20 protein-coding genes are annotated in these 17,224 nt (G+C 66.7%); 8 read left to right on the top strand and 12 right to left on the bottom strand.

Annotated features, from left to right (window positions below; all coding sequences use genetic code 11):
• Positions 1–8 precede the first annotated feature (8 nt).
• On the top strand, positions 9–908 hold the full coding sequence (gene accD, locus ACQY68_RS16110) for an acetyl-CoA carboxylase, carboxyltransferase subunit beta (protein WP_428150737.1): 900 nt from the start codon (positions 9–11) through the stop codon (positions 906–908).
• A gap of 4 nt (positions 909–912) precedes the next feature.
• On the opposite strand, the gene ACQY68_RS16105 is transcribed toward accD, so the two are convergent.
• Positions 913–2,196, bottom strand: a complete 1,284-nt coding sequence (locus ACQY68_RS16105; protein ID WP_428150736.1) for a bifunctional folylpolyglutamate synthase/dihydrofolate synthase — start codon at positions 2,194–2,196, stop codon at positions 913–915.
• Between the two features lie 14 nt (positions 2,197–2,210).
• Positions 2,211–2,912 carry an ATP-grasp domain-containing protein gene (locus ACQY68_RS16100; protein WP_428150734.1) on the bottom strand — a complete coding sequence of 234 codons (702 nt, stop codon included), beginning with the start codon at positions 2,910–2,912 and terminating at the stop codon, positions 2,211–2,213.
• A 229-nt stretch (positions 2,913–3,141) separates the two neighbouring features.
• On the opposite strand from ACQY68_RS16100, the gene ACQY68_RS16095 reads away from it, so the two are divergent.
• Positions 3,142–4,233: a hypothetical protein gene (locus tag ACQY68_RS16095; protein WP_428150732.1), complete on the top strand. Its 1,092-nt coding sequence runs from the start codon at positions 3,142–3,144 to the stop codon at positions 4,231–4,233.
• On the top strand, positions 4,230–5,519 hold the full coding sequence (locus ACQY68_RS16090) for a bifunctional folylpolyglutamate synthase/dihydrofolate synthase (RefSeq protein ID WP_428150730.1): 1,290 nt from the start codon (positions 4,230–4,232) through the stop codon (positions 5,517–5,519). Before ACQY68_RS16095 ends, ACQY68_RS16090 begins: the two co-directional genes overlap by 4 nt.
• Before the next feature lie 166 nt (positions 5,520–5,685).
• Here the strand turns inward: ACQY68_RS16090 and ACQY68_RS16085 are convergent, their stop codons facing one another.
• Positions 5,686–7,344, bottom strand: a complete 1,659-nt coding sequence (locus ACQY68_RS16085; protein WP_428150729.1) for a thiamine pyrophosphate-binding protein — start codon at positions 7,342–7,344, stop codon at positions 5,686–5,688.
• A gap of 116 nt (positions 7,345–7,460) precedes the next feature.
• On the opposite strand from ACQY68_RS16085, the gene ACQY68_RS16080 reads away from it, so the two are divergent.
• Positions 7,461–7,598, top strand: a complete 138-nt coding sequence (locus ACQY68_RS16080) for an entericidin A/B family lipoprotein (protein ID WP_428150727.1) — start codon at positions 7,461–7,463, stop codon at positions 7,596–7,598.
• Between the two features lie 59 nt (positions 7,599–7,657).
• Here the strand turns inward: ACQY68_RS16080 and ACQY68_RS16075 are convergent, their stop codons facing one another.
• Positions 7,658–8,233, bottom strand: a complete 576-nt coding sequence (locus ACQY68_RS16075) for a TetR/AcrR family transcriptional regulator (protein WP_428150726.1) — start codon at positions 8,231–8,233, stop codon at positions 7,658–7,660.
• Positions 8,234–8,337: 104 nt separating this feature from the next.
• On the opposite strand from ACQY68_RS16075, the gene ACQY68_RS16070 reads away from it, so the two are divergent.
• Both ACQY68_RS16070 and ACQY68_RS16065 read left to right on the top strand, forming a co-directional pair.
• Complete coding sequence (locus ACQY68_RS16070) at positions 8,338–8,637, top strand: CC_3452 family protein (RefSeq protein WP_428150725.1); 300 nt, start codon at positions 8,338–8,340, stop codon at positions 8,635–8,637.
• Positions 8,634–9,050, top strand: coding sequence for a nuclear transport factor 2 family protein (locus ACQY68_RS16065; RefSeq protein ID WP_428150723.1), 417 nt, complete (start codon positions 8,634–8,636; stop codon positions 9,048–9,050). The genes ACQY68_RS16070 and ACQY68_RS16065 overlap by 4 nt, the downstream gene beginning before the upstream one ends.
• Here the strand turns inward: ACQY68_RS16065 and ACQY68_RS16060 are convergent.
• Positions 9,044–10,405: a glutamate--cysteine ligase gene (locus ACQY68_RS16060; protein WP_428150722.1), complete on the bottom strand. Its 1,362-nt coding sequence runs from the start codon at positions 10,403–10,405 to the stop codon at positions 9,044–9,046. The two genes, ACQY68_RS16065 and ACQY68_RS16060, sit on opposite strands and share 7 nt — an antisense overlap.
• Before the next feature lie 483 nt (positions 10,406–10,888).
• Here ACQY68_RS16060 and ACQY68_RS16055 point away from each other — a divergent pair, with 483 nt between their 5' ends.
• On the top strand, positions 10,889–11,056 hold the full coding sequence (locus tag ACQY68_RS16055; RefSeq protein WP_428150721.1) for a hypothetical protein: 168 nt from the start codon (positions 10,889–10,891) through the stop codon (positions 11,054–11,056).
• 92 nt (positions 11,057–11,148) lie between these two features.
• Here ACQY68_RS16055 and ACQY68_RS16050 read toward each other — a convergent pair whose 3' ends face one another.
• The 5 genes from ACQY68_RS16050 to ACQY68_RS16030 form a co-directional block, all read right to left on the bottom strand.
• Positions 11,149–11,862 (bottom strand): 16S rRNA (uracil(1498)-N(3))-methyltransferase, encoded by a 714-nt coding sequence (locus ACQY68_RS16050; protein ID WP_428150720.1) that lies wholly within the window; start codon positions 11,860–11,862, stop codon positions 11,149–11,151.
• Positions 11,863–11,871: 9 nt separating this feature from the next.
• Positions 11,872–12,264 (bottom strand): hypothetical protein, encoded by a 393-nt coding sequence (locus ACQY68_RS16045; protein ID WP_428150719.1) that lies wholly within the window; start codon positions 12,262–12,264, stop codon positions 11,872–11,874.
• Positions 12,265–12,370: 106 nt separating this feature from the next.
• Positions 12,371–13,534 carry an acyl-CoA dehydrogenase family protein gene (locus tag ACQY68_RS16040; RefSeq protein ID WP_428150718.1) on the bottom strand — a complete coding sequence of 388 codons (1,164 nt, stop codon included), beginning with the start codon at positions 13,532–13,534 and terminating at the stop codon, positions 12,371–12,373.
• A gap of 188 nt (positions 13,535–13,722) precedes the next feature.
• Positions 13,723–15,504, bottom strand: coding sequence for an acyl-CoA dehydrogenase C-terminal domain-containing protein (locus ACQY68_RS16035; RefSeq protein WP_428150716.1), 1,782 nt, complete (start codon positions 15,502–15,504; stop codon positions 13,723–13,725).
• 4 nt (positions 15,505–15,508) lie between these two features.
• Positions 15,509–15,991 carry a MerR family transcriptional regulator gene (locus tag ACQY68_RS16030; RefSeq protein ID WP_309627320.1) on the bottom strand — a complete coding sequence of 161 codons (483 nt, stop codon included), beginning with the start codon at positions 15,989–15,991 and terminating at the stop codon, positions 15,509–15,511.
• A gap of 55 nt (positions 15,992–16,046) precedes the next feature.
• Between ACQY68_RS16030 and ACQY68_RS16025 the strand changes: the two genes are divergently transcribed.
• Entirely contained in the window at positions 16,047–16,235 is a 189-nt protein-coding gene (locus ACQY68_RS16025) for a DUF2256 domain-containing protein (protein ID WP_428150714.1), read from the top strand.
• On the opposite strand, the gene ACQY68_RS16020 is transcribed toward ACQY68_RS16025, so the two are convergent.
• Together ACQY68_RS16020 and ACQY68_RS16015 are read right to left on the bottom strand one after the other, a co-directional pair.
• Entirely contained in the window at positions 16,204–16,632 is a 429-nt protein-coding gene (locus ACQY68_RS16020; RefSeq protein ID WP_428150713.1) for a DoxX family protein, read from the bottom strand. The two genes, ACQY68_RS16025 and ACQY68_RS16020, sit on opposite strands and share 32 nt — an antisense overlap.
• 353 nt (positions 16,633–16,985) lie before the next feature.
• Positions 16,986–17,222: a helix-turn-helix domain-containing protein gene (locus ACQY68_RS16015; RefSeq protein ID WP_428150711.1), complete on the bottom strand. Its 237-nt coding sequence runs from the start codon at positions 17,220–17,222 to the stop codon at positions 16,986–16,988.
• Positions 17,223–17,224 lie beyond the last annotated feature (2 nt).

Here is a 17,224-nt window from a genome sequence, read left to right as displayed (position 1 = left end):
ACACGCAAATGGCCGACAAGACACCTCCCAAACCTCCCCAGGAAAAGCGCGGCGGCTGGCTCAGCCGGTTTGCGCCGGGCGTCCGCAAGATCGTCAGCCGGCGCGAGACGCCGGACAATCTGTGGGTCAAGGATCCGGATTCCGGCGAGATGCTGTACCGCTCCGACCTGGAGGCCGCCTTGTGGGTGACGCCGTCCGGCCGGCATATGCGGATCAATGCGACGCAGCGGCTGGGCTATACCTTCGACGACGGCGAGTACGAGAAGATCGAGTCGCCCGAGGTGGTCGAGGACCCGCTGAAATTCTCGGACGGCAAGTCCTACCGTGATCGCCTGACGGCCGCGCGCAAGGCCACCGGCTCCAAGGACGCCATGTCGATCGGCTTCGGCGAGATCGCCGGCACGCCCGCCGTGGCCGTCGTTCAGGACTTCGCCTTCATGGGCGGATCGCTGGGCATGGCCGCCGGTGAAGGCTTCATCGCCGCCGCCCGGGCGGCGATCGAACGCAGCGTCCCGCTGGTCTGTTTCACCGCCGCCGGCGGCGCCCGGATGCAGGAGGGCGCGCTGAGCTTGATGCAGATGGCCCGCACGACCTTGGCGGTGCAGGAGTTGAAAGACGCCCAGTTGCCCTATGTCGTGGTGCTGACCGATCCGACGACGGGCGGGGTGACGGCGTCCTATGCGATGCTGGGCGACGTGCACCTGGCCGAGCCGGGCGCCCTGATCGGCTTCGCCGGTCCGCGTGTGATCGAGACGACCATTCGCGAGAAACTGCCGCCGGGGTTCCAGCGGTCGGAGTATCTGCAGGAAAAAGGCATGGTCGACCGGGTCGTCGCCCGTGCGGACCTGCCCGAGACCTTGGGGAAGCTGCTGTCGATGCTGATGGGCGGACGGCGTCAGGCGGCTTGAGCGATCAGAAGAACGGATCCGCGATCACTTCCCCGGTGACGGCGGCACAGACCTCGATCGCGAGAAACAGGCCGCCGGCGATATAGATTCCGCGGTCGGGTTGCGTTCTGCGCTCCGCTTCGGCCCAAGCCTCGGCGGGCAGGTCGCGAACAGTGACCACAGCGTCCGGATTGGCGTCGCGAGTGACGGCCGCGATGTCCTCGGCACTCATTCCGTTATGCCTCGCACGCGTGCAGACGATCTCGGCGAAGCCGGGCGCGAGGTGACGGATCATCGGATCCCAGTCCTTGTCCCGCGAGGCTCCGCAGATCAGGACATCGAAGCGGTCGGGCGGCCAGGCGCTGTACAGGCCTTTCTTCGCCGACCGGACTGCGGCGGGGGAGTGGCCGATATCCATCACCGTCAGGGGCGAGCGCCGGATGATTTCGAGCCTGCCCGGCCAGCGAGTCGTCTCCAGTCCGGCGGCTGCAAGATCCGGCCGGAAGGCGCCCCCCAGAAGCCGTTGCCCGAGATGGATCGAGATCACCGCGTTAGCGACCTGAACATCGCCCGCTAGGGCGGGGTGCGCCTCTACCGGTCCCGATGGCGTCGGGATGGCCAGGCGGAGGCGATCGGTCGGGCCGCGATCCGAGGTCCACTGACTCTCCGGGCGAACGGCGGTGAGGGTTCGACCCGAGAGATCGGCATAGAGCCGCAACTCGTCCAGCAGCGTCTCCGCCATCGGACCGACGACGACCTCGCCGCCCACAGCGCAGGCGTCCATCTTGTCGAACCCGATGGCGGCGAGGGTGTCGCCGAGCAACCTCGTGTGTTCGAGGTCCAGTGACACCAAGGCCGTGGTTTGGGAGCGGAAGAGGCGAACGGGATCGTACCGCCCGCCGATGCCGGCCTCGATGACGAGGAAGTCCGGACTTGTCTCCGCGATCCAGCTCAGGGCGACGAGAAACAGAAACTCGAATCCTCCGACGAGGTCATCGGGCCGCTTCAGCTGGTAGTCGGCGCAGGCGCCTTCCACCTTGGCCCAGTGACGATCGAGGTCATCGTCCGGGATATCCTCGAATCCCAAGCGGAAGCGTTCGTTGATACGCCGCAGATGAGGTGAGGTGAATAGGGCTGTCGAAAACCCGTGGGCGGTCAGGATGGCCTGGGTCATCGCCGCCGTGCTGCCCTTGCCGTTCGATCCGGTGATCACGCAGGTGCGGGCGCTGAAATCCGCCGGATCGACGCCCATTGCGCGCGCGATGCGCAGAACCCGGCCCAGACCGATCCCCGCGCCGAACTTCGTCAACGGGACCTGTCGCATCAGAGGATGAGGTCCCGCGAGAAGACGGTGGTCCAGATGCGAAGCACGAGATCCTGTCGATCCATGATCTCAAGGCTCTCCAGGTTGGGATTGGCGTTGACCTCGATGACGACCTGATTATCGGCGTCACCGGTCGGTGCGCCGGCGAACAGATCGATGCCCGCAAGACGAAGGCCCATTGTCCGGGTCGCAGCGATGGCCAAGGCGGCCATCGCCGGCGGCGCGCCTTCGCGAAAATCGCTGACTTGGCCGCCCTGTGCGAGGTTTGCCGGTCTATGCCCTTGGGCGGATTTGCGATAGCTGAACAAGGCCTCACCATCGAGCACGAAGACGCGATACTCAGCGCCGCTCACAACCGGCTGGATCAGGACCGATTCATAGTCCGGGGATACGCGTCTGACCCAGTCAGTCAGGCCGGCGACATCCGCTATGCGCTCGGCCATTTCACCGCGGCTGCCCATATTGGGCTTGGCGAAGACCGGAAACGTCCAACCCTGCGAGTCCGCGAGAAGATCCTGGAGTTCGCGGCCGGGCCTGCGCCATTCGGCCCGACGGGGATCGACGAAATACAGGCTCGTGGGGATGACGGGCAAACCCGCCCGGCTCAGCAGAAGGTTGGTGTAGGCCTTGTCCCGGCAGAGCGTATAGGCGCTCGCGGCGTTGATCGGGTAGGGCGTGCACGCGCCGGTGCCGAGGATCATTTCGGCGTGACCGTCGGAAACCGCGAAGAGATAGCCCTCCTCGTCCAGGAACCGGAACGACAGGCCCAAGGCTTGCGCCGCACGCCGCGCGGTTCGCGCCAGGACCGACCGGGGCTCGATACCCTGACCGTTCTCGGGTGACTTCGAATGGGAGCCGGTCATGATATCCTCTCTGCGGACTCGGGCCTGTGATGCACGGATCTCGACATGACCTTCCAGGGAGCTCGCCGTGGTCGCCTATCTGATTTCCGCCAACTATCACACCGTTCAGATGGCCCCAGAGTGGCGAGACAGCGCCGCCGCCTATGATCCGCTGGTGTTCCCCCAGAACGTCGTCCTGGGGTTCCGGGCGATCTTCTGGAAGGCGTTCACGGCCGTTCACCACCGCCCCGCGACCGGTGAACTGCAGCTGGTCGGGCGGACGTGGAAGCTGCGTCGGCTGGCCGTGCTGGAAAGCCGGCACGCCCGCAAAAGGCTGGGCATCGCCGAGGACGACACGGTGATCATCCTTTCGATGCTGATCGAATCCGAAGGCGCGCCCGAGAATTTCAGCCTGAACACCGAGCTGTTCAAGGCCGGGATCAACGAGCAGGGGTTCGTCGCCTCGGTGGTGAACGGTCTGGCGGACGACCCGGGACTGGAGTGGCTTTCGACGTTGAAGCACAACCGCGATTTTCCCGGTCGCTACATCTTGCAGCACGACAAGGCCTATGGCGACGACGTCGAAACCCTGTCGATGTTTTCCTTCTACTATCTCGGCCTGTTAATGTTCTGGCAGATCGCGAGAGATCAGGTCGAAATTTCTCTGTCCGGCGACATTCTGGAAATGGAGAAGAACGGAGACGACCTCCTGTTGCTGCGCAAGCGCATCATCAATCTGGACCGGCTGTTCCTGAGCTCCAGCGTGTCGAACCATCCCGGTATTCGCCAGTTGTCGAAGGACTGCCGGGACAAGCAGAAGCTGGAAAAGCGGTTCCTGCGGTTGCCGGAGCTCAACGACCGCATCGAAAAATACTTCGAGATCGTGAGCCAGCTGTCCACCCAGCGCGAACAGCGCATGCTGAACGTCATCGTCTTCATCATCGCCATCCTCGGCCTGCCCGTTTCGGTGATGAGCATGATGCTGGCGATGACGACACGCGCCCAGGTGCTGGCCGAGCCGGACAAATTGTTCGGGACGATCAGCGTGCAATTGTTCCTTGTGGCGTCAGTCATCGGATCGGGTCTCGCGCTTGGAATCCTGGCCATCCTCCTTACGGGACGAAAGCTTGTCCGGCTCAGCCGCTGGATCAGAGCGGCGTATCGACGGAAAAACCCGTGAGACCCGTCGATCCGGTTGCGGACGCGATCGCGCGTATGTTCAGCGGGGAAATCTCGCCCGGGCTGGAGCGGATGAAGGCGGCCTGTCATGCCTTCGGGGACCCTCAGGACCGGCTGGGGCCGGTGGTCCACGTCGCGGGAACGAACGGCAAGGGATCGGTGGTGGCGGTGCTGGGTGCGATCGCCCGGCAGGCGGGTCTGAAAGTGAACGGCTTCACCTCGCCGCACCTCGTCTTCACGAGAGAAAGCATCCGCGTCCGGAACGCGTTGATCGGCGACGTCGAGCTTCTGGACCTGTTGAACGCGGTGGCGGTGACTGAGGCGGGCTCGCGGTTGACCGCCTTTGAGGCTCTGACCCTCGCCGCCTTTCTCGCGTTTCGCGATCATCCCGCCGACCTCACGCTGATCGAGGCGGGGATGGGCGGAAGCGAGGATTCCACGAACGTGATTGCGCGACCGCTGCTGAGCGTGATCACGCCGATCGCCATGGACCATCATCATGTGCTGGGCGCGAGCCTCGAGGCAATCGCCGCACACAAGGCCGGCATCCTCAAGGCAGGGGCGCGCGGGATCGTGGCGCGGCAGTCCGAGGCGGCGATGGCGGTGATCGAGGCGCGGGCGGCCGAAGCGCGGGCGCCGCTGACGGTCATGGGCGTCGATTTCGACGTTTGGGACGAGCGCGGCGGGATGGTGTTCCAGGATCAGGCGCAGTTCTTCGACCTGCCGGCGCCGGGGCTCAAGGGGCCGCATCAGGTGGCCAATGCTGGGCTGGCCGTGGCCGTGGCGCTGGAACTCGATCTGCCGGCGGAGGCGATCGCGGCGGGCGTGGCCGGGGCGACCTGGCCGGCGCGGATGCAACGGTTGTCGGCGGGTCCCTATGGCGAGATGGCGCGCGAGGCCCAGGCCGAACTGTGGCTGGACGGTGGGCATAATCCGCACGCCGGGCGGGCGCTGGCCGAGGCGCTGGCCGAGCGCCAGCGAAAGGCGCCGCGTCCGCTGGCCCTGATCGTCGGCATGCTGGCCAACAAGGATCACGGCGGGTTCTTCGAGGCGCTGAAGGGATCGGAGGCGCATGTCTTCACGGTCGGCTTCGAGGGGTCGGCGGCGGACCCGTCCGCACTGGCGGCCGTGGCGCGCGGACATGGGCTGGGCGCGCAAAACTCGTCGTCGGTCGAGGCGGCGCTGAGCCGGGCGCTCAGGTTGGGCGCCGGGCGGGTGGTGATCTGCGGCTCGCTGTATCTGGCCGGAGAGGTGCTGGGGGCGAGTGAGGAGACGTGGCCGAGTTGAGATTTTCCTTCTCCCCCTTGCGGGAGAAGGTGGCCGAGCGCAGCGAGGTCGGATGAGGGGTCACGCTGACCTCGAAGGCCTGCGCTCGTCCAACTCAGACCGCCGGTGTGACCCCTCATCCGTCAGCCTTCGGCTGCCACCTTCTCCCGCAAGGGGAGAAGGGACGCTACTTCGACCTCAACCCCGTGATGGTCCGGTTGGGCGCGATGTCCTCGGCCGAGGTGATCAGATGCACCAGCGCCGGGCGATCCTTCGCTGCGTCGCGGGCGGCCTGCAGCGCGGCGGGGAAGTCGGCGGTGGTCTCGCAGCGGACGGCGAAGGCGCCGAAGGCCTCGGCGTATTTGACGAAGTCGGGGTTTTTCAGGTCGGTGGCGATGACCCGGGCGGGGTAGTGGCCCTCCTGGTGCATGCGGATGGTGCCGAGCGTGCCGTTGTCGACGACGATGACGACGACATTGATCCCGTACTGGGCCGCGGTGGCCATCTCCTGGCCGGTCATCAGGAACTCGCCGTCGCCGGCGACGCAGATGACCTCCCTCTCGGGATGCAGGGACTTGGCGGCGATCGCGGCGGGATAGCCATAGCCCATGGCCCCCGAGGTCGGGCCCAGCTGGGTGCGGCAGGCGCGGTGGCGATAGAAACGGTGCAGCCAGGCGGCGAAATTGCCGGCCCCGTTTGTGACCACGGCGCTGGGTGGCAGGACCTCGCCGAGGTGCGCCATGCATTCCGACATGTTCACTGCGCCGGTGACCGGCACGGGGGTCGAGAAGGCCTGGTAGTGGTCGTGGGCGGCACGGGCGGCGTCGTGCCAGGTGCGGCCGGGCTCAAGCGTCGCCAGTGCGTGGGCGGCGAGGCTGTTGTCGGCGACGGCGCTGGTCAGGGGCGCCCAGACGCGGCCGAGTTCTTCCGGCGACGGGTGGATGTGGACGAGTCGGTCTGCCGTGTGATCGCGGGTGAACAGGGTGTAGCCCTGGGTCGGGTTCTCGCCGAGCCGGGCGCCGAGCGCGATCAGCAGGTCGGCGTCGCGGGCCCGCTTCATCAGCTCCGGATTGCAGCCGAGGCCGAGGTCTCCGGCGTAGTTCGGACGGTCGTTGGACAAGATGTCCTTTCTGCGGAACGACAGGGCGACGGGCAGGCCCAGACGCTCGGACCAGTCGCCTATGGCGGCGGCGGCCTCTTCGGTCCAGCCGGAGCCGCCGAGGACCAGCAGGGGGCGTTCGGCCTTCGACAGACGCTCGCCGAGATCGGCGAGGAAGGCGGGGTCGAGGCCGCCTTTCGCGGGCGTCACGGCGCGAACGGGGGCGGGGCCGCCGGGTTCGTGCAGGATGTCCTCGGGCAGGGCGATGACGACCGGACCCATGCGACCCTGCTGGGCCGTGGCGAAGGCGCGTTCGACGATCTCGACGGTGCGCTCCGGGCTTTCCAGCTCGGTCGCCCATTTGGCGAGCCCGCCGAAGACCTCGCGGTAATCGACCTCCTGGAAGGCGCCGCGGCCCCGGTCGCTCAGAGCGATCTGGCCGACGAACAGGATCATCGGCGTCGAGTCCTGATGCGCCGTGTGCACGCCGATCGAGGCGTGGGTCGCGCCGGGGCCGCGCGTGACCATGCAGACGCCGGGCTTCCCCGTCATCTTGCCGTAGGCCTCGGCCATGTTGGCGGCGCCGGCCTCGTGGCGGCAGGTGATGACCTCGATCTCCGGGTGGTCGACCAGGGCGTCGAGGACGGCCAGATAGCTCTCGCCCGGGACGCAGAAGACGCGCGTCACGCCGTTGATCGCGAGGGTCTCGACAAGACGGCGGGCGGCGGTTCCGGCGGGCTGGCTCATGGCGAACGGACTAGCAGATCGCCCGACGGTTTGGCGACCTCGGCAGCTTTGCCGCAAAGATGGAACTCGTGGCGAAGCTTGGTGTTATCGGAGCTTCACCATTGGGGACATTCACCATGAAAAAGATCATCACTCTCTCGCTGGTCGCCGCCGCCCTGGCCGTGTCGGCCTGCAACACCATCTCGGGCGTCGGCCGCGACGTCTCGGCCGCCGGTTCGGCCGTGTCGACCGGCGCCGAGCAAGCCAAGAACTAGGCCAGGCCTCACACCGAAGACTTCGAAAGCCCGCCGCGACCCGGCGGGCTTTCTGCTGTTCAGGCGGCGCCGACCAGCGAGCGCCAGGCGGCCTTGGCCTGGGCGCGGGCGGCCTCGTCGTCGAGCATGCGCCGGGAATGGCTGTAGGCGAGGATGATACCCTTCAGCTGAAAGGCCATGGTGCGCGCTGCCTCCTCGTCGATGTCGGGGCGCAGGACCTGAAACTCCCGCTGAAGGGTACGGGCCCAGCGAATCTGGGCCGCTTTCAGCTTGTCGCGCAGGGGGCCGGGCTGGTCGTCCAGTTCGATGGCCGTCGCGGTCAGTGGGCAGCCGCCCTTGACGGATTCTCCGTCGGTCCAGGCCAGATCGCGTTCGAAAATCGCATCCAGCCGTTCGCGGCCCGGTTCCAGCGGCTCCGCGGGCGCCCAGATGGCGGCGGTGAAACGCGCGATCATGGAGTCAACGAGAGCGTCCTGCAGCGCCTCCATCGACTGGAAATGCTTGAGCACGCCGCTTTTCGACAGGCCGAGCGCCGTCGCGAGGTCGCCCAGGCTGACGCCCGCCATGCCGCGAACGCTGACCTGATTCATGGCCTCGTCCAGAATCCGCGCGCGGGTGTTCTCGCCCTTGCTCACAAACCGCCTATTGACCAAAAGTAACCGATCATGCACTTATCGGTGACCGACCGGTTACTTTCGCACGGCCGGTCCGGATTTGGAAGCTCTCTGGAGGAAGCGCCATGCTTCTCGTTACTTTTGCCGCTGCCGTTCTCGCCGTCACCCAGCCGGCGACGCCTGTCGGAACCTCGGCCACCCTTTCAACGCCCCGTGAGGTCGCACTGACCCTTGACGGCCACGTCTGGCGTTGCGACGCCGCCGGCCAGTGCGTCGGTCGCGGCGGCGGCGGCGTGACCCAGCCGCTGATGCGCGAATGCCGTCGCTTCGTCGCCCGGGTCGGAGCGGTGTCCGCCTACGCGCGTAATGACCTCGCCCTGACCGAGGCCGAGGTCGCCCAGTGCAACGCGGCGGTGCGCCCGTGAGCACCGATGCCAACCGCGCGACCCTGATCGCCGTTCATGAAGGCCTGAGCCGGGGCGATAGCCGCGCCTTCCTCGACGCCATGGCAGAGGACTTCACCTGGTTCATGATCGGGACCACCGACTGGTCCGGCGCCTATCGCGGCAAGTCCGTGGTTCGGAAAGATCTGCTGCGGCCTCTGATGCAGCGCTTCAAGTCCTACCGGAACGCGCCCGAGCGGATCATCGTCGATGGCGACTGGGCGGCCGTTCAGTGCCGTGGAGACGCCGAGACCGTGGACAGCAAGCGCTATGACAACAGCTATTGCTGGATCTACCGGTTCCGCGACGGGGCGATCGTTGAACTGACGGAATACATGGACACCCAGCTCGTCATCGACGCGTTGGGGCCGTTCCAGCGGGCGACAGCTCAGTAGGCGAAGTCGCGGTAGATGCGGTCGACGTCGCCCTTCCACTCGCCGTGGTAGAGGTCGAGCATCCGTTCGGCCGGGGTGACGCCCGTGTCGGCGATGTCTTCCAGCTCAGACAGATAGCCGCGCTCGTCGACCATGCCGCCCGAGAATTTGGCGCGGTTCTTGAGCCCCTCGCGGGCGATGGCGACCATGTCTACGGCGATGTCGCGGACGGAGCGGCCGGCGACCTCGGCGCGCAGGCCCAGACGGGTCACGTCGCGGCGCAGACGCTCGTGGTCCTCGATGTCCCAGTCCTTGCAGAGGTCCCACGCGGCGGCCAGCGACGGCGCGTCGTAGAAGATGCCGGTCCAGAGCGCGGGCAGTGCGCAGATGCGGCTCCAGGGGCCGCCATCCGAGCCGCGCATCTCCAGATACTGTTTGAGGCGGACCTCGGGGAACAGGGTGGTCAGGTGATCGCCCCAGTCCTTCAGCGACGGCCGCTCGCCGGGCAGGGCGGGCAGCTTGCCGTCCATGAAGTCGCGGAACGACTGGCCCGAGGCATCGACGTACTTCTCGCCGCGTTTGGCGAAATACATCGGTGTGTCCAGGGCGTAGTTGGCATAGGTCTCGAAGCCGAAGCCGTCCTGGAAGACGAAATTCAGCATGCCGGTGCGGTCGGGATCGGTGTCGGTCCAGACGTTGGCGCGGGCCGACAGGAAGCCGTTCGGGCGACCCTCCGTGAACGGACTGCAGGCGAACAGGGCCGTGCCGATGGGCTGCAAGGCCAGGCTGGTACGGAATTTCGCGACCATGTCGGCTTCATCCGAGAAGTCGAGGTTGGCCTGGATGGTGCAGGTGCGCAGCATCATGTCGAGGCCGAGATTGCCCTTCTTCGGCATATAGGCGCGCATGATGTCGTAGCGGCCCTTGGGCATTACCGGCACGTCCTCGCGCGTCCATTTCGGATCGAAACCGGCGCCGAGGAAGCCGAGGTTCAGCTCGTCGGCGACCATCTTCACCTCCATCAGGTGCTGGCCGGTCTCCGAACAGATGTCGTGGATGGTCTGGAGCGGGGCGCCGGAAAGTTCGAACTGGCCGCCGGGCTCGAGCGAGATCGAGGCGGCGTAGCCCTCGGAGTTCTTGCGCTCCAGGGCGATGACGTGGCCGGCCTCCTCGACCGGGGACCAGCCGAAACGCTGGAGGCCGGTCAGCATGGCGAGAATGCCGTTCGGGCCTTCGTAGGTCGGACGACGCAGGGTCGATTTGTCGAAGCCGAACTTCTCGTGCTCGGCGCCGACGCGCCATTCGGACTTGGGCTTGGAGCCCTGCGACATGACGCCGACCAGGTCGTCGAAGGTGAGCGGCGCGGTTTCAGTCATGGGAGCCCCGGCGGGCGTCTGGCCCATGGCGGCTAGATGGGCGACATTGCCACAGGTCTCAAGGGGGCAGGCGATGGGAAGAGAGGCGTTCGTCGAAGCGGGCTATGCGGGCCGATCCGGCAAGGTGAAGGCCCTGCTGGAGGCCGAGGGGATCATCCTGCGCCGTCCGCTCGGTCTGACCATCGCGCGCGGGTCGATCCGGGCGTTGACGATCGACGGCGGGGATCTGGTCGGACAGGCGGAGCAGGGGCCGTTCCGGCTGGGTCTGGGGGCCGGGGAAGCGCTGAAATGGAAGGCGATGCTGGAGAAACCGCTGCCCACCCTGGCGGAAAAGATGGGACTGGCGCCCGGGATGGCGGTCTGGACGTTCGGGACGCTGGACGGGGCCGAACTGGAAGACGCGCTGTCAGGCATCGCAAGGGTCGCGCCGTCCGGGCCGTCCAGGGCGTCGCCCGGATCGACCGGGCTGAGGCGATGGAGGCCGTGGCGGCCCTGGCCCCCTCGCCGGTCTGGATCGTCCATGGAAAGGGCAAGGCGGCCGTGTTCGGCGACAACGCGGTGCGCGCGGCCATGCGCGCGGAGGGCTGGATCGACATCAAGGCCTGCGCCGTGTCGGAAACCCTGTCGGCGACGCGCTACAAGCGACGCTGATCAGCCGTCGCGATGGCGGTGGACCGGCACGAAGCGGGTCACGAAGAAGGCCGCCGACCAGCCGGGAAGGCGCGCGCTATGCGCCCTCCCGGTCAGCGCTCCCAGTCGCCGACGGCGGCCTGCCACAGGGTCATGGCGGCGATCGCGGCGGTGTCGGCGCGCAGGATGCGGGGGCCCAGAGACACGGCGGTGGTGAAGGGCAGGGCGCGGAGGCGGTCGCGTTCTTCCGGCGAGAAGCCGCCTTCCGGGCCGATCAGGATGGCCCAGGGGCCGGGCTGGGTAACGGCGGAGGCGACGGGCGCGCCGCCGGTCTCGTCGCAGAACATCAGGCGGCGTGAAACGTCCCAGCCGTCGAGGATCGCGGCCAGCTTCGCAGGGTCGTCGATGGTCGGCACGTCGAGGCGGCCGGTCTGTTCGGCGGCCTCGATGGCGATGGCGTCGAGCCGGTCGAGGCGGACGTGCTCGACATTGGTGCGCTGGGTGACGGCCAGGCGGACCCGGCGGGCGCCCAGTTCGGCGGCCTTCTCGACGATGGTCTCCACGCGCGATTTCTTGACCACGGCGACGATCAGATCGAGGTCGGGGCCGAGCGTCTGGGGCCGGACCTGTTCCTCGGCGCGCAGGACGACGCCCTTCTTCAGCACCTCGGCGATGGTCGCGCGCCATTCACCGTCGCGGCCGTTGAAGATCAGCAGGTCGTCGCCGAGCTTCAACCGCATGACCTGGGTCAGGTAGCGGGACTGGTCGAGGGCGGGTGCGATGGCAGCGCCGGGGGAGAGTTCGGGTGTGACGTGAAGGCGGATCATCGGGCGATCCTAGCCACCCGGCGGCGAGTCCGGGAGTCTCACGCCGAAGGTCCGCGCGACGACGGGGAAGATGGCGTCGGCCTCGGCTTCGGTCGAACCAAACGGGGCGCGCAGGTCGAGCCAGTATTCGCGGAACTCGGCGCCGTCGCCGTTCGCCAGGACGGTCAGGGCGGCACGGATGCGGGTCTGGGTTTCCCGCGTCATCTCGGTGAAAGGGCCTGTGATCTCGGCCTTGAGCGCGAGGGCGACGTCGCCCTCGTCCCGCGGATCGACCAGGTCGAGGCGGTTCAGCCTTGCCGGATTGCCGGCCTGTCCGATCCAGGGTTCGAACAGGCTGTCGAGCAATTCCTGGCGGGCGCGAGCTTCTCTTTCGGCTAATCTTTGCGGTGCGGTTTTGCGCATGCTGCTTCATAGCCGCTGCTTCGTGCCGGTGCGACCTTGTCATCCCCGACGAAGCGAAGCGGATATCGGGGATGACAAAGGCAGTGGCGTAGGGTCAAGGCGCGACCTACAGCGAACGCGCGATCAGCACCTTCATGATCTCGTTGGTGCCGCCGTAGATGCGCTGGACGCGGGCGTCCTTGTAGAGTTGGGCGATCGGGTATTCGTTCATGTAGCCATAGCCGCCGTGCAGCTGGAGCATCTCGTCCAGGACCTCGCCCTGGATGTCGGTGACCCAGTATTTGGCCATCGAGGCGGTCACGGCGTCGAGCTTGCCCTGGAGGTGCAGGCCGATGCAGTGGTCGACGAAGACGCGGGCGACGGTCAGCTTGGTCTTGACCTCGGCGAGCTTGAACTGGGTGTTCTGGAACTCCAGCACCGACTTGCCGAAGGCCTTGCGCTGTTTGACGTAAGTTAGGGTCTCCTGCAGGCCGCGCTCGGCGGCGGCGACGCCCTGCACGGCGATGTTCAGCCGCTCCTGGGGCAGTTGCTGCATCAGCTGGATGAAGCCGCGGCCCTCCTCGCCGCCGATCACGTTGTCGGCCGGGACATGGACGTCGTTGAAGAACAGTTCGGAGGTGTCGTTGCCCTCCATGCCGATCTTGTGGAGGTTGCGGCCGCGCTCGAAGCCTTCCGCGCCGTCGGTCTCGACCACGATCAGCGACGTGCCCTTCGAGCCCTGGGTCGGGTCCGTTTTGGCCACGACGACGATGAAGTTGGCGAGCTGGCCGTTTGTGATGAAGGTCTTCGACCCGTTCACCACATAGCCGTTCCCGGACTTGATGGCGGTGGTCTTCACCCCTTGCAGGTCCGAGCCCGCGCCCGGCTCGGTCATGGCGATGGCGCCGACCAGTTCGCCGGTGGCCAGACGCGGGAGCCAGCGCTTCTTCTGCTCCTCGGTGCCGTAGTGCCAGATGTAGGGCATGACGATCGCGTTGTGCAGCGAGATGCCGAAATGGTCGGAGCCCTTCCAGCCGAGCTGGCGCATCAGGACGACCTCGTGGCGATAGTCGCCGCCCATGCCGCCGTCTTCCTCGGGCATGCTGAGGCCGAGCAGGCCGGCTTCGCCGGCGTCGTTCCAAAGCTGGCGCGGGACGGAGGAGTTGGCGATCCAGGACTGGACGGCCTCGGGCGGGGCGTGTTCGTCGATCCATTTGCCGACGCTGTCGGAGAACATGACGATGTCCTCTTCCAGCATGAAGTCGGGGGAGGGGGTGTCGATGACGTTCATTCTCTGTCTCCTCCCCATCCCTCGAGATGGGGAAGGGGACCACGAAGTGGTGGAGGGGTTCTTCCCGCCCCCGCGATGGTTAGAAGGAGGGCTGGATGGCGTTCGCGGCCAAGAACCCCTCCGTCACGGCGCTGAAGAGGCGCCGCGCCACCTCCCCATCGCTGCGCGACAGGGAGGAGACGATTGGTTCAGAACGCCTCGGCCGGCATCTGCATCAGCACCTCGGCGCCGGTCTTCAGCTTGACCAGGTGCGAGGCGGCGTCGGGCAGGATGCGTTCGACGAAGTAGCGGCCGGTCTGCATCTTGGTGACGTAGAACGGGTCGGTCGAACCGGCGTCGATCTGGGCCTGCGCCGCCTTGGCCATCTGGGCCCAGAGGTAGGCCAGGGCCGTCAGGCCGAACAGGTGCAGGTAGTCGGTCGAGGCGGCGGCGGCGTTGTCCGGGTTGGCCATGCCGTTCTGCATCAGCCACATGGTGGCTTCCTGCAGCTTCTTCTTGGAGTCGGCGAGGCCGTCGACGAAGGGCTTGATCGGGCCTTCGGCGCCGTTGTCGCCCACGAAGGCGTCGATGTCGGCGAACCAGCTCATGATCGCGCGGCCACCCTGCGACGGCAGTTTGCGGCCCACCAGATCCAGCGCCTGGATGCCGTTGGTGCCCTCGTAGATCATGGTGATCCGGGCATCGCGCAGATACTGGCTGGCCTGGAAATGCTCGGTGTAGCCGGAGCCGCCGTGGACCTGCATGCCGAGCGAGGCGACGTGGAAGCCCTTGTCGGTCAGATAGGCTTTGAGGACCGGGGTCAGCAGCCCCATGTAGTCCTTGGCTTTCTGGGCCGTGGCCTCGTCGGCGGACTTCTCGAGGTCGGCCTGGAGCGCGGTCCACAGGATGAAGGCCTGGCCGCCTTCGACGAAGGCCTTGGCTTCCAGCAGCATGCGACGGACGTCGGGGTGGACCATGATGGAATCGGCCGGGCCGGACGGGTTCTTTGGTCCGGTCAGGCTTCGGCCCTGGAGGCGGTCGTGGGCGAATTCGACGGCGGCCTGATAGGCGGCGGCGCCGATGGCCAGGCCTTGCAGGCCGGTTCCGAGGCGGGCCTCGTTCATGACCACGAACATGTTGTTCATGCCCCGGCCTTCCTCGCCGATCAGCCAGCCCGTGGCGTCGTCGTAGGACATGACGCAGGTCGCGTTGCCGTGGATGCCCATCTTGTGTTCGAGCCCGGCGCACTGGACGCCGTTGCGCTCGCCGATCGAGCCGTCATCGCCGACCATGAACTTGGGCACCAGGAAGAGGCTGAGGCCCTTGATGCCATCCGGCGCGCCTTCGACGCGAGCGAGGACGGTGTGGATGATGTTGTCGGCGAAGTCGTGCTCGCCGGCGGAGATCCAGATCTTCTGGCCGGTGATCCTGTAGGTGCCGTCGCCCTGGGGGACGGCCTTGGTGCGCACCATGCCGAGGTCGGTGCCGCACTGGGGCTCGGTCAGGTTCATGGTCCCGCCCCACTCACCGGTGGCCATCTTCGGCAGGTATTTCGTCTTCAACTCGTCCGAGGCGTTGGCGTGGATGCCGGCGTAGGCGCCCGCGGTCAGGCCCGGATACATGGAGAAGGCGGCCGAGGCGCCGGCGGTGAACTGTCCGAAGGCCATGCCGACGACGGCTGGCATGCCTTGGCCGCCGTAAGCGGGATCCGCCGACAGGGCGGGCCAGCCGGCCGCGACCATAGCCTGATAGGCTTCCTTCCAGCCCTTGGGGCCGGTCACGACGCCATTGTCCCAGTGGCAGCCCTCCTTGTCGCCCGAGTGGTTGATCGGGGCGATGACTTCCTCGGCGAACTTCGCGCCTTCTTCCAGGATCTGGCCGACGAGGTCCGAGGAGATGTCCTCGAAGCCCGGCTGGTTCGTGTAGCGGTCGATCTCCAGAACTTCGTTCAGGATGAAGGTCAGGTCGCGGACGGGCGCCTTGTAGGCCATGGGGTCAGGCTCTCAGCTTGAACGGATGATGGGCGTGTTGGTCGAGGTGCTGGCGCAGCACCGAGGCGTATTCCTCGGCGCCGGGCAGAAGGTCGGGCCGCTGTTCGGACAGGCGGGATTCCATCGCCGCGCAGGCCTCCTCGGCCATCTCGATGGCGGCGTCGAGGTCTTCGCGCTGCTGCTTCAGGGCCTCGATCTGGGCGCGGTGGCGCGCCAGGGCGATGGCCATCTGATGGGTGTTGCCGTCGTTGCGGTCGTAGAGATCTAGCATCTCCTGGATCTCGGTCAGGGTGAAACCGATGCGGCGTCCCCGCAGGATCAGCTTCAACCGGGCGCGGTCGCGGGCGTCGTAGACCCGGGTCTGGCCCTTGCGCGCGGGGGTCAGGAGACCCTTGTCCTCATAGAAGCGGAGGGCGCGCGCGGTCGCGCCGAACTCCCGACAGAGCTGGCGGATCGAATAGGTGCGATGATCGTCGGCGGTCGCCATAGCCACCGACATAGCTCAAACTTGACGCGCACGTAAAGGGAAGCTTTTAGACGTCATGGCGCGCAAACACGTGAACGACGCGGGGACGGCCAAACGCGATCTGCCGCAGAAGACGTGCGTCTCCTGCGGCAGGCCGTTCCTGTGGCGAGCGAAGTGGGCCCGCGACTGGGATCAGGTGAAATTCTGTTCCGAACGCTGTCGGCGCGCGGGGATCAGCGGCGGCCCAGCAGAACCGGGATCGTGATGGCCATCAGGGCGAGGTTGGTCAGGGCCAGGCCGATGTCGAAGCTGAAGGCGTGCACCGACAGCATGATCACTTCCATCACCGTCAGGCCGGCGGCCGAAATCAGCAGGGGCCAGCGACCGAGCTTCCACGAGACCAGCGGAGCCAGCATGCCGAGCGCCAGGACGACCTCGACGATGCCGACGCCGCGCACGAGGTTCTCGCTGACCAGCGCCGGCCAGTTCATCAAGGCGACCAGATTGTCGAGCGGCTCGGTCAGCTTGGCGTAGCCGGCGGCGAAGAAGAACATCGCGGCCCAGCCCTGGAGGGTCCAGAGCGCCAGATTGCGGTAGCCGGCCACGGCGCGAGCGCGGGCGGCCGAGACGGGAGCGGCGGCGGGGGTGAAGGTCGTGGACATCGGTTCGTTCGTTTCGTCGGGGAGGACGGATGGATTGGTAACAGTAACTAGATCAGATCGAGCTTCGGGTTCCGCAAGAGGTCGCAAGCCACACCGTAACCGAAGGTGATGAAGAAGCTGTGCCGTAGCTACGGGGCGGTAGCGTGGCCGTATTCAAACACGTCGGTAATCCGGAAGGACCGCCGCCTTGAAGAGAGATATGGCAGAGCTGTTCACCGATGTCATCAGCCGTAGACATCAATTGATGACATCAGGTGATGACTTATTGTTTCGCGTGGCCGAAATGCCCACCCGACTGGCTTCCCGGACCGGAAAGCAGATCGCCCCGGCGCGAACGCCGGGGCGATTTTCCTTCAATCTTCCTCGCCTTCGCCGGGCGGCTGCGGCCCCGGCGTATTGGCCAGCAGCTGGCCGGGCTGGCAGTTCAGTTCGCGACACAGGGCGTCCAGGGTGGAGAAGCGAATGGCGCGCGCCTTGCCCGTCTTGAGGATGGAGAGGTTGGCGATGGTGACCCCGACCCGGTCGCTGAGTTCCGTCAGAGACATGCGGCGTTCGACCAGCATCGCGTCCAGTTGCACTTGAATGGCCATGG

Origin of the sequence: Brevundimonas sp. (assembly GCF_965278935.1) — a bacterium.
Lineage (GTDB): Bacteria > Pseudomonadota > Alphaproteobacteria > Caulobacterales > Caulobacteraceae > Brevundimonas.
The sequence above is the reverse complement of the archived record's forward strand: the minus strand, read 5'-3'. Positions and strand labels throughout refer to the sequence as shown.